The 11,751-nt window shown below is 63.4% G+C and carries 12 protein-coding genes; 10 read left to right on the forward strand and 2 right to left on the reverse strand.

Annotated features, from left to right (window positions below; genetic code table 11):
• Positions 1-36 precede the first annotated feature (36 nt).
• Complete coding sequence (locus AC1DIX_RS03535; RefSeq protein ID WP_442122928.1) at positions 37-1,581, reverse strand: XrtA system polysaccharide chain length determinant; 1,545 nt, start codon at positions 1,579-1,581, stop codon at positions 37-39.
• A 303-nt stretch (positions 1,582-1,884) separates the two neighbouring features.
• Between AC1DIX_RS03535 and AC1DIX_RS03540 the strand changes: the two genes are divergently transcribed.
• The 10 genes from AC1DIX_RS03540 (at position 1,885) to AC1DIX_RS03585 (ending at position 10,847) form a co-directional block, all read left to right on the forward strand.
• A complete protein-coding gene (locus AC1DIX_RS03540) occupies positions 1,885-2,736 on the forward strand; it encodes a S1C family serine protease (protein WP_477322059.1) in 852 nt (283 codons plus the stop codon).
• Between the two features lie 135 nt (positions 2,737-2,871).
• Positions 2,872-3,471, forward strand: coding sequence for an XrtA/PEP-CTERM system exopolysaccharide export protein (locus AC1DIX_RS03545; RefSeq protein WP_442122930.1), 600 nt, complete (start codon positions 2,872-2,874; stop codon positions 3,469-3,471).
• A 253-nt stretch (positions 3,472-3,724) separates the two neighbouring features.
• On the forward strand, positions 3,725-4,270 hold the full coding sequence (locus AC1DIX_RS03550; protein ID WP_477322061.1) for a hypothetical protein: 546 nt from the start codon (positions 3,725-3,727) through the stop codon (positions 4,268-4,270).
• Between the two features lie 16 nt (positions 4,271-4,286).
• The gene (locus AC1DIX_RS03555) at positions 4,287-4,559 is read left to right on the forward strand and encodes an HPr-rel-A system PqqD family peptide chaperone (RefSeq protein WP_442122932.1); all 273 of its coding nucleotides are present in this window, start codon (positions 4,287-4,289) and stop codon (positions 4,557-4,559) included.
• A complete protein-coding gene (locus AC1DIX_RS03560; protein ID WP_477322063.1) occupies positions 4,553-5,470 on the forward strand; it encodes an HprK-related kinase A in 918 nt (305 codons plus the stop codon). The genes AC1DIX_RS03555 and AC1DIX_RS03560 overlap by 7 nt, the downstream gene beginning before the upstream one ends.
• Positions 5,467-6,576 carry a nucleotidyltransferase domain-containing protein gene (locus AC1DIX_RS03565; RefSeq protein WP_477322065.1) on the forward strand — a complete coding sequence of 370 codons (1,110 nt, stop codon included), beginning with the start codon at positions 5,467-5,469 and terminating at the stop codon, positions 6,574-6,576. The genes AC1DIX_RS03560 and AC1DIX_RS03565 overlap by 4 nt, the downstream gene beginning before the upstream one ends.
• A gap of 73 nt (positions 6,577-6,649) precedes the next feature.
• Positions 6,650-7,381, forward strand: a complete 732-nt coding sequence (locus AC1DIX_RS03570; protein WP_442122935.1) for a GAF domain-containing protein — start codon at positions 6,650-6,652, stop codon at positions 7,379-7,381.
• 3 nt (positions 7,382-7,384) lie between these two features.
• Positions 7,385-8,998 carry an FAD-binding oxidoreductase gene (locus AC1DIX_RS03575; protein ID WP_477322067.1) on the forward strand — a complete coding sequence of 538 codons (1,614 nt, stop codon included), beginning with the start codon at positions 7,385-7,387 and terminating at the stop codon, positions 8,996-8,998.
• A gap of 211 nt (positions 8,999-9,209) precedes the next feature.
• Positions 9,210-10,076 carry a PEP-CTERM sorting domain-containing protein gene (locus AC1DIX_RS03580; protein ID WP_477322069.1) on the forward strand — a complete coding sequence of 289 codons (867 nt, stop codon included), beginning with the start codon at positions 9,210-9,212 and terminating at the stop codon, positions 10,074-10,076.
• Positions 10,077-10,208: 132 nt separating this feature from the next.
• A complete protein-coding gene (locus AC1DIX_RS03585; protein ID WP_477322071.1) occupies positions 10,209-10,847 on the forward strand; it encodes a hypothetical protein in 639 nt (212 codons plus the stop codon).
• Positions 10,848-10,865: 18 nt separating this feature from the next.
• Here the strand turns inward: AC1DIX_RS03585 and AC1DIX_RS03590 are convergent, their stop codons facing one another.
• On the reverse strand, positions 10,866-11,630 hold the full coding sequence (locus AC1DIX_RS03590; RefSeq protein ID WP_477322073.1) for a GNAT family N-acetyltransferase: 765 nt from the start codon (positions 11,628-11,630) through the stop codon (positions 10,866-10,868).
• Between the last annotated feature and the right edge of the window lie 121 nt (positions 11,631-11,751).

Below are 11,751 nucleotides of genomic sequence, written 5' to 3' on the forward strand. Positions count from 1 at the left end.
GTGGAACTCCTTGCAAACTTTGCGGGGGCGCCGCGATTAAAACGAGGGATGGGACAGGATCGCTGCCATCCCGGCGCCGTAGATCCCGAACAGCACCAGTACCGATACCCCGAGGGCGGCCAGGCGGCGCTTGCGGCGGACCGTCTGTTCCGCCGTCCAGTTCATGCCGATCGAGCCCAGCACCGGCACGCCGGTGACGTCGCGCAGGGTGGCCTGGCTCAGGAAGGTCGGGCGCAGCTGGCTCATCAGGAAGGCGACGGCGATGCCGGCCGCCAGGGCGCCGGCGAACACCAGTGAGAACAGGCGCAGGCGGTTCGGACCGGCCGGCTGGGTCGGCACGGTCGGCGGATCGATCACGCGGAAGGTCAGCATGTCGGTGGCGGACGACAGGTCGCCCGACAGGCGCGCCGATTCGCGGCGTTCGAGCAGCTTCTGGTAGTTCTCCTTGTTGACCTGGTAGTCGCGGTTCAGCTGGGCCAGCTGGGCCTCGACTTCCGGCACCGACGAGCTCTGGGCGCGCAGGCGGGCGACGCGGGCCGCATATTCGTCGGCACGGATGCGCATCGATGCCACGTGGGCCTCGGCCGCCGACAGCGAGACGTTCAGCTGCTGCAGCATCGGGCTGTAGCCGGCGCCCGGATCGTTGCTGCGCTTCTTCTGCTTGGCCAGGTCGGCCTTCTGCGCCAGCAGCTGGTCCAGCAGGCGCTTGTTGGCGACGATGTCCGGGTGCTGCTCGGTGTACTGCAGGCGCAGGGTGTCCAGGTTCTTCTGGGCGGTGGCGATGCGGTTTTCCAGTTCCGGATCGGTGACGGGGATTTCCACGGCCTCGCCCGCCTTGCCGGGCTTGGCCGGCTCGCCCGTGATCTGGCGGCGGATCGCGTTGCGGGCCTGCTCGGCCTCGGCCAGCTCCAGGCGGGCCTGGCTGAGCTGGTCGGTGGCCTGGATCAGCTGGCCGCTGAAGTCGCCGCCGCCTTCGCGCGGCAGCAGGCCCATGTTCTTGATCTTGAACTCTTTCAGCGAGTTCTCGGCGGCGCTCAGCTTCTCTTCATAGGATTTGATCTGGTCGTCGATGAACTGCACGGCCTTTTCCGAGTCCTGCTTCTTGCCGCTGAAGCTGCCCTCGACGAAGATGGTCAGCAGGGACTGCACGATGTCCTTGCCCAGTTTCGGGTTGTCCGAGACGTAGGTGATCGTATAGATGTCGTCGCGCTCGGTGCCGCCGATCTTGATCTTGGCGATCAGGTCGTCGACGATTTTCTCGTGCTCCTTGGCATCCTTGGCCTTGACGTCGAGGTCGACCATGCGCATCAGCTTTTCGACGTTCGGACGGCTGAGCAGGGTGCGGCGCATGAACACCACCTGCTGGTCCAGGTTGGGCAGGGTGGTCATTCCTGACATTAAGGGCTTGAGGATGCTCTGGGTGTCGACGTAGACACGGGCCGAGGCCTCGTACTGGTTGGGCAGACGCAGCACCACGGCCCAGCCGATGACGGCGACGGTCCAGGCGATGGCGACGGCATACCAGCGGTATTTGCCGATTGCTTTAAGGAAGTTCAGGAGGGTGGCTGTGATCTCTGCCATCGTTCAATCTCACCATGAAAGATTTGGACTCATTTACTGATCCAAATCAGAGGAAAATGGAATACTCACGCATCATCGCTTGTACTCTCTGCAATTGCAATTAAGCACACGAAAAATGTGAAGAGCTCAACAAGCCGTACCTCGGCTACAACACAAATTCCTTTAAGAAACACGGAGATAGGGTCAGGTTTGCATTAATTTAGTGAAATTATTGCTGGGAAGTACATCGGACTTTCATATGCGGAGCATTCATGCAGTAGACTTGCGAAATCGCAACTTTCTAAAAGATACTGCTTTATTGTAATGTCTAAATTGCAAAAAGGGGTGCACGGTTGGTGCACCAACGAAACATGCTCCGGCAGCCCTTCCGCCACCCCTCGCACGGCCCCGCGCCGCGGGTCCTGGCGGGCGCTGCTGGCCGGTTTCGCGGCCGCCTGCATGATCGTGCCGGCAGTGGGCGCCGAGCTGACGGCGGTGGTGCCGACGGTCAAGCGCTCCGTGGTCGGGGTCGGCACCTTCGAGCGCACGCGCAGTCCCTCGACCGTGTTCGTCGGTACCGGTTTCGTGGTGGGAGACGGCCTCAGCGTGATCACGAATGCGCACGTGGTGCCCGAAAAGCTGGACGAGACGCGCATGGAGCAGCTGGGCATCGTGACCAGCGACGGCGACACCGTGCGTTTCCGCCCGGCCCAGCTGGTGGCGCGCGACAACGAACACGACCTGGCCCACCTGCGCCTGAGCGGTCCGCCGCTGCCGGCGCTGAAGCTGGGGGATTCCGACAGCGTCGCCGAAGGGCAGTCGTTGGCCTTTACCGGTTATCCGCTGGGCATGGTGCTGGGCCTGCATGCGGCCACCCACCGCGCCACCCTCGCCGCGATCACGCCGGTGGTCATGCCTTCGCTGAGTTCGCGCAAGCTCGACGTGCGCCAGCTGGTCCAGCTGCAGCGCACCTCCTACGACATCTTCCAGCTCGACGGCACGGCCTATCCCGGCAACAGCGRGAGTCCGGTCTACGATCCGGCCAGCGGGGAAGTGTGGGGGGTGATCAACGCCGTGTTCGTGAAGGGTTTGAAGGAAACCGCGATCAGCGCGCCGAGCGGCATCACGTATGCGATTCCGGTGAAGTACGTGAAGAATCTAATGCAACAGAAATAGAGTATTCGGGAAAGATTTCAAGCGTGCGCGGTCTTTTCCTCAAGCACTATGATATACAATACATCGCTGTTAGCGACTTATTAACATATGTGTTCGACGAAAGGGAATGACGTGGGCAAGTACAAGGCGAACCTGATGAAACACACGACAGTGGCGGCAGCCGCCGCGCTCGCATTGCTCCTGACCGGCTGTGCCACCAGGACGCCGCCGCCGCAAACCCAGGTCACCAACCCCGACTACCTGATCGGACCGGGCGACAGCGTGAGCATCATGGTGTGGCGCAACCCCGAGGTGTCGATGTCGGTGCCGGTTCGTCCGGACGGCAAGATCACCACCCCGCTGGTCGAAGACCTGCCGGCCGCCGGCAAGACCTCGACCGAACTGGCGCGCGACATCGAAAAAGCGCTCGCCAAGTTCATCCAGCAGCCGGTGGTGACGGTGATCGTCACCAACTTCGTCGGCAATTTCAGCGAACAGATCCGTGTGATCGGCCAGGCCGCCAAGCCCCAGGCCCTGGCGTACCGCCGCGACATGAGCCTGATGGACGTGCTGATCGCGGTCGGCGGYGTCACCGAGTTCGCCGCCGGCAACCGTGCCAGCGTGATCCGCACGGTCGACGGCAAGCAGCAGAAATTCAACGTCCGCCTGGACGACCTGATCAAGGAAGGCGATATCTCGGCGAACATGCCGATGCGCCCCGGCGACGTGCTGATCATCCCCGAAAGTTTCTTCTGATTGTGTCTGCCGGGAGGCGTCGATAATTTTTACACTTGTCGGCGTTCCGGCATACAATAGAAATTTCCGGGTAGTACAGTCGGCATTAAGCGCCTGATTTACAATATTTTTTTCGGAACAGTCTGTTCATGGCCCGGAACTTGCTTTTTATGGGAAGTGGAAAAACGCTTCGCATGATCGCAACACATCTTTGGGGATAACGCACGTGGCTACCGAAAATCAAGAAAACAATGGAAACGCAGCGCCGTTGTCCTTGAGCGAACGCGGTGCCGCCCGGCGCCGGCTGGCCAAGGCCGGTGTCGGTGCCGTCGGCGTCCTGTCGACGCTGGAAAGCCACGCGACCTTGAAGCTCATGACCTGCAAGTCGCCGTCGGGGTCCATGTCCGGCGGCATGAGCAGCCATTACGGCGGCGTCAAGCCGGCATGCGAGGGCTTGTCGCCGGGCTTCTGGAAGAACCACACCAGCTCCTGGCCATGCTCGATCGACACCTGGTTTGCCGACGTGTTCTACGTGGCGGGCAACCGCGGGTCCTGCACCGTCAAGACCAAGAACACGAGCTACCTGTGCTCGACGATGCTGAACCTGCTGAGTCCGCAGAAATTCGACAAGTACAATCTGGCGATGCATGCGATCGCGACCTACCTGAACATCAAATCCGGCAGGATCGGTTTCCTGTCGACCGACACGCTGCTGGCGATGTGGGCCGACGTCCAGACCAAGGGTTACTACAGCCCGGCCGCCGGCGTCAGGTGGAGTGCCGAACAGGTCAAGAATTATCTCGAATCCACCCACGATTGACGAGGCGACAGCGAGCATGTGGCGTGTGGTGCCGGGGCAGTCGCTTGCTTTCCGGGAGTGGGACGAAGAAGCGGTGCTGTACAACGACCTGTCGGGCGGCACCCACCTGCTGGACGGTGCCGCCGTCGATGTCTTGCTGGCGCTGCGCATCGGTCCCGCCGATGCCGCCACGCTGGCGGACCGCCTGGCCGCGCGTTTCGAGGCCGATACCGACGAACTGCGCGCGATGATCGAGCACATGCTGGCCGGCCTTGCCCGCCTCGACCTCGTCGAGCCTTTTCCATGCTGAGCGTCGGCGACTTGCCGCAGGGCGAGCTGGCGGCCCGCCTGGCAGGGCCGGGACTGGTCCTGCGCACCGGACCGTTCGCCAACCGTATCCGCAGCGACGTGCCGCAGCTGGCCACCGGTATTGCGCTGCTGTATGCGGATTATCCGGTCGACGAACCTGGCGGCTTTGCCGACTTCCATCTGTCCTTGCACCGCGCCGGCAGGCTGCGGCGCTTCTTCCGCCCACAAGTCCATTTCGCCTACGAGGGCGTGGCGCCGTTCCAGCCCTTGCCGCTGGCGCATGCCTATCCGATGTTCGAATGGGTGATGAACTGGTGCGTGTCGCACCGTGCCCATTCCTACCTGATCATCCATGCCGCCGTGCTGGAGCGGCACGGCCGCGCAGTGGTCCTGCCGGCGCCTCCCGGATCCGGCAAGAGCACCCTGTGCGCGGCCCTGGTGATGCGCGGCTGGCGCCTGCTGTCCGACGAAATGACCCTGGTCAGCCTGGACAACGGTACGGTGCTGCCGCTGCCGCGTCCGGTCAGCCTGAAGAACCAGTCGATCGGCGTGATCCGCGCCTTCGCCCCCGATGCCGTGCTCAGTACGCCCGTGGAAAAGACCGCCAAGGGCACTATCGCCCACCTGAAGGCGCCTGCGGAGAGCATTGCGCGCGCGGCGGAACCGGCCCGGCCGGCCTTCATCGTGTTTCCGCGATATGAGGCGCAGGCGCCGATCAGCCTGCGGCCTTTGCCGAAGGCGCGCGCCTTCATGGGCGTAGCCGAGAACGCTTTCAATTACCAGGTGCTGGGCGCACGCGGTTTCGGCGCGCTCGGGGCCTTGATCGACGCGACCACGGCCTTCGAGTTTCGGTACAGTAAACTGGACGAGGCTGTCCAGTTATTCGAACGACTGGCGAAGGACGGCGCATGACGGCATCGCCACCGCTGTTGCCGGTACTGCTGCGCGTACTGCGCGATCCCGCCGCGGCAGCCGGGCTCGACCTGGCCGGCTGGGACCTGCTGCTGCGCCAGGCGGAGAACGCCGACATGAGCGTCATCCTGCTGATGCTGCTCGACGATGCCGGACTGCTCGACCAGGCGCCGGCGCCGGCGCGCATGCACCTGGAGTGGGCGCGCGTGGCCGGCGAGCGCCATGCCCGGGCGGTGCGCAACGAGGTGAGGCAGATCGGCCGCGCCCTGTCCGGTCTCGGCCTGCCGCTGATCCTGCTGAAGGGCGCGGCCTACGCGATGGCCGGCCTGGCGGCGGGGCGCGGCCGGATATTTTCCGACATCGACATCCTGGTGCCGAAGGCGCAGCTGGGCGAGGTCGAAGGGGCCCTGATGATGAGCGGCTGGGCCAGCCTTCACCAGGATGCCTACGACCAGCGCTACTACCGCGAATGGATGCACGAACTGCCGCCGATGGAGCACGTGCGCCGCGGCAATGTCATCGACGTCCACCATGCCATCCTGCCCGAGACCGCCGACCGCCGTCCCGATCCCGCCAGGCTGCGCGCGGCCGCGGTGCCGCTTGCCGATACCGAGCCCGGCATGCCGCCGCTGTACGTACTGGCGCCGCGCGACATGGTGCTGCACAGCGCCGTGCACCTGTTCTACGAGGGCGAGTTCGAGCATGGCTTGCGCAACCTGTTCGACATCCACCGCCTGCTGCTGCAGTTCGGCACCCGGGACGGCTTCTGGAACGGCCTGCCGGCGCGCGCCCGCGAGCTGGAACTGGGGCGGCCGCTGTTCTACGCCTTGCGTTATTGCCGGCGCCTGCTGGGTACGCCGGTGCCGGACGCCGTGCTGCGCGCGATGGAAAGCGAGGCGCCCGGCCGTCCGCTGCTGGCGCTGATGGACCGCCTGTTCCTGCGCGCCCTGGTCCCCTTCCACCCGAGCTGCGCGGATGCCTTCACGCCGCTCGCCCACGGCATGCTGTATATCCGCGGCAATTGGCTGCGGATGCCTTTCTTCCTGCTGCTGCGCCATCTTTTTCACAAGGCCTTCCTTTCTCCTGACGCGACGCCGGCGCACTGATATTATTAAAAGATTACCGATATGTAATCACTCCTATTGCGAGGAAGACATGGGCAGTGCGGAAAACAGATGGGTGAGACTCCAGGACCTGCAGAATTTCCTGGCCGAAGGCAGTCTGGACGAAAGCCTGCAGAACCAGGCCGCACTGACGGCGGAGCTGCTCGGTGCCGGCAGCTGTTCCATCATGCTGCTCAACAGCGGCGCCCCGGGCCAGCTGCGCATGACGGTCCACGCCCGCTTCGGCAAGCTGCCGGACGCCGCGCTGACGGCCTCGGTGGGGCAGGGCGAAGGAATCTGCGGCCGGGTGCTGGCCAGCGGCGAAGCGCTGCTGATCGAAGACATCGCGCAATCCGAGGTGGCGGCGCTGGCCCAGGGCCGCGACGGCATCGGCGGCAGCCTGATGTCCGCCCCGCTGAGGGTCGACGGCAAGATCGTCGGCGTGATCAATGTGGCAGGCGCCAGGGAGGGCCAGGCATTCACCCAGGGCGATCTACAATTGCTGAATATAATCGCACTATTCATCGGCAAATCGATCCAGGTGCAGCAGCTGCAACGTTTGCTCGACTCGCGTTTTTCCCAACTGGCATTGCTGCAGGAAGCGCGCGATCAGGTCCAGGACAAGGTGCGCCTGGCCTACCGCAATCCCGAAGACGCCGCCAAGATTCTCGCGCGCTCCTTTTTTAAGGAAATGACCAAGGCCGGCTTCGAATCCGGCCAGATCGTCAGCGCGGCAACCGAACTGATCGAGCAGTTGAATTTGAAGCTCAAGCACTCACCTCCGTCCTCTCCACCGACTTCCAACTGATTCATGCAAGACACCACGACCCAACTGGCGCCGGCCCTGGACGCCTGGCAGGCACTACTCGGCCCGGAAAACGTGCTGCACGGCGAAGCCGCCCTGCAGGCCTGGGGCGCCGATACCACGGGCGCGACGCGCCGCCTGCCGGCCGCGCTGCGCATTCTCGACAGCAAGCACTTGCCGGAGGTAATGCGCATCGCCCAGCGCTACCGGATTCCCGTGCATCCGATCAGTACCGGCCACAACTGGGGCTACGGCAGCGCGCTCGCGGCGCGCGACGGCTGCGTGATCATCGACCTGTCCCGGCTGCGCGCGATCCTGCATTTCGACGAGGACATGGGCGTGGTCACGCTCGAGCCCGGCGTCACGCAAGGCATGCTGGCCGAGTTCCTGGAAAAGCAGGACTACCCCTTCATGGTGCCGACCACCGGCGCCGGTCCCCACTGCAGCCTGCTCGGCAATGCGCTGGAGCGCGGCTACGGCGTCACGCCGATCACCGATCATTTCGCGGCGGTGACGGACCTCGAGGCGGTGCTGGCGGACGGCAGCCTGTACCGCTCGGCGATGCGCGAAGCCGGCGGCGACGACATCGCGCGCCTGTTCAAGTGGGGCATCGGCCCCTATGCCAGCGGCCTGTTCACCCAGAGCGGCCTGGGCATCGTCACGCGGATGAGCATCATGCTGGCGCGCCGTCCGGAAAAAGTGAAAGTGTGCCTGTTCAGCCTGAAGGATGACAGCCTGCTCGAGCCGGCCATCGAACGGATCCGCGCCATCCTCGGCCGCCTGCCCGGCACGGTCGGCGGACTGAACCTGATGAACCGGCACCGCGTGCTGGCGATGTCGGCGCCGTATCCGGCCGACCGCGTCGGTCCCGACGGCCTGATCCCGCAGGAGGTGATCGAGGCGCTCGGCAGCCAGTACCAGATCCTGCCCTGGACCGGCTTCGGCACCCTGTACGGCACCGCGCGCATGGTGAAGGCGGCGCAGAAGGAGATCCGCGCCGCCCTCAAGGGCGTGGCCAGCCGCCTGCTGTTCCTGAGCCAGGACAATGCGAACACGCTGCTGACGCTGTCGCGCTGGATTCCCGGGCCGGCCGGGCGGCGCCTGTCGAGCACCGCCTCGACCCTGGCCAGTTCGATGGAACTGGTGCTGGGGCGTCCGAATGAGACGGCCCTGCCGCTGGCCTACTGGCGCAATCCACGTCCGCACGGGGAGGGGCCGCGCGATCCGGCGCGCGACGGTTGCGGCCTGATCTGGTACGCGCCGCTGGTGCCGATGCGCGGCGCCGGCGCACGCGCCTATGTCCAGATGGTAAGGGAGATCACCCGGCGCCACGGCATCGAGCCGCTGCTGACGTTTACTTCGCTCAGCGACAAACTGTTCGACAGTACCGTGCCGCTCCTGTTCGACCGCAATTCGCCGGCGGCGGTGGCGGCGGCCCAGGCCTGCTACCGGGAGCTGATCGCCGCCGGCCGCGAGCGCGGCTGGTTCCCGTATCGCCTTGCGGTCGATGCCATGCCGGATCTGCAGCACCTGCTGGACGACTCGGCGCGCCTGCATGCGCGCCTGCGCCGCGAACTCGATCCGCATGACCTGCTGGCGCCCGGACGCTATCACAATTGATAGTAGGCATAGTTGTGTTAAGCAGTTAACTGTCGACTTCTTTTACAAGTTTTGTTAACTTTCCTTTAAGAATCTGTTGAAATGTTAATTTCCCAATAATAATTCTCTTCAAGATCAGTTAGTTATAAGGCATTTTTTCAAGCTGGCACGCAGGTTGCTTATATAGCTTTGCTGTCGTTAATGATTAATTGATTCCATCATTGGAGAGAACATGAAGAAGTTACTCGCTTTCGCTGTCGGCGCCGCTGTAAGCATTGGCGCATACGCTGCCCCGGCCCCGACCAACCTGCCGGCAGGTCCGATCTACCTGAAATTCTCCGGCCAGGAACAGATCGCCATCAACAACGCACACACCTTCGGTAACAGCGAGATCAACTGGGGCGTGATCCTGGTGTCGACCGCCGAAAAAGGTGATGTCAACACGCCGCATGACGCGATCGATCCGAACGGTGACATTTTCTTCGTCAATGGGCAGCAAGGCCAGATTACCGGTATGTTCTATGGCGTCCAGAAGGGTGCACCGTCGGCAACTGACCCATTCCCGGCAACCGGCGGCTTCCTCGACCTGTACTGGCGCAATACCGACACGATGAGCAAATCGTCGGTGTCGAACACGGCCATCAACCCGAGCATCCGCTGCGGCGAAAGCTGCGCCACCGGCTTCACCGAAGGCACCTTCCTGGCCCGCATCAAGTTCGATACCGGCATGGACACCGGCAACCCGACCAATACCATCGTCGGCGACCAGATTCCGAGCAGCAACGGCTTCACCGGCAATGCCGATTCCTACGGTTCGGTCGTGGCCGATGCCATGATCGACGGCAAGACCGGCCTGTGGGCCACCCAGCTGGACTCGAACTGGTTCACCAGCTACCTGGGCCAGCGCGACCTGCGCTTCAAGAACAGCTACAACTACAACCCGCTGTGGAATGGCGGCAGCGACATCCTGGGCGCACGTATCGACGATCCGGGCCAGGCATTCGCCCTGCCGGAGCCGGGTGCCCTGTCGCTGATGGGCCTGGCCATGGTCGGCATGGGCGCCGCCCTGCGCCGCCGCGAGAAAAAGTCCGCCAAGTAATTCCTGGCGCGCCGCTTGAAAAGGCCTCTTCGGAGGCCTTTTTTCTTTTGCTGATTGACAACATCAGCGCCTTTCATGTCTACTTGCCAAATGTATATGCGAACCCGCCTTCTTCTGCAGGTCCCGGCAGTCATGCTGATCCTGGCGTTCGTGCCGACCAATCCCGGCAAGCTGGCCGCGTTGCTGCTCCTCTGGATCCTGAGCTTCGGCCGGCTCGGCAAGGTCGAGGCGATCTTCTACGTCTGCGTCTGCGCCTTCTTCACGGCGATGAATGCCGCTTCCCTGAAGCAGGGCATCTTCATGTTCGCCCACCCGGACATCCTGTTGCAGCCGGTCTGGGAACTGTTCATGTGGGGCTTCTATCTATTGCACACGCGGCGCCTGCTGAACGGCCCGGCGCCGGCCGGCAGGCGGGCGACCGTATGGGCGCTCGCGCTGGCCTATTCGGCCGCCTTCGCCACCATCCACGACGGCAATACGCTGCTGCTGGTGACGGGCGTCCTGCTGCTGGTGGGGCTGGCGCTGTTCCACGAGCCGCTGGACCTGGCCTATGCCGGCTATATGGTGCTGCTGGGGGCGCTGATCGAATACACGGGCGTGCACAGCGGCCAGTGGGGCTATCCGGGCAATCCGCCGGGCGGCGTGCCGCTGTGGTTCATCACGATGTGGGGCGGCATCGGCCTGTTCATGCGGCGCCTGATCAACCCGATCCTGGCGCGCCACGAAGCGGCCGCGCGGACGGCGGCCGAAGCGCCGGGCGGCGCTGCCTGAATGCCGGGGTAGGCGCGTTCAGCCGAGGTTGGTCAGGCGGCGCGCGATGCCTTCTTCTTCCTTCTGGGAGAAGAAGTAGGGGAACAGCGAGCGTTCGTTTTCCGCCGAATCGCTGGTGCCGCCATAGCGCTCGATCTGGTCCTGGACGTAGTCGAGGCTGTTCCACAGCAGCCAGCCGGGGGCATCGACACGGGGATTGATGCGCAGCTCGCCGACGCGCTTGAAACCCAGCATGGTTTCATAGAAGCGGCGGTGGCGCGGATTGACTTCGATAAAGACGTCGGTGCATTTGTGCAGCCGGCGGCCATAGATGAACATCACGTGGAACAGTGAAGCCAGGGCGGCCTTCGAACGCACCTTCGGGTCGAAGGCGAGCTTGGTGATTTCGCAGACCTTTGCACCGCGCTCGCGGAAACGGTCGATCTCGTCCTTGAAGACTTCGTCGGCCAGCAGGCCGACCGGGGAATCGATGCCAAGCGTGACCGTTCCGACCACTTCGCCGTGATCGGAAGCCGAAAGAGTAATCCGGTTCGGGTCGTCGTCCAGACGATGCGTGCCCGAGTAACCGCGCCACGCATACATCTTGTTGATGAGAAGGTTCGCAGAACTGCGCCTCCCATCCGTGTCCGCCGTACGGATACCAAATGTTTTTTCGTTAATGGTCACGTCTGTGATCGTATCACAGCCGAGCTCAGCACCCCCCTCAGGAGCGGAATCGTAACGTGCGTCCTGAGGTTCAGAGGACGCCTTCACCACTTCCTCGCCAGTTGCTAAACTGTTCATTCTTTTCTCTCCGCAGGACGTCGCTATTTATCTCGCGCAAACGCGCGCCTATAGTACCAATCGTAACACCGGGCCAGTAAAGATTCTATAAAGAAATGAATAGTTGATAACGAACAAGATA

It is taken from the genome of Massilia sp. 05N420 (assembly GCF_056397205.1).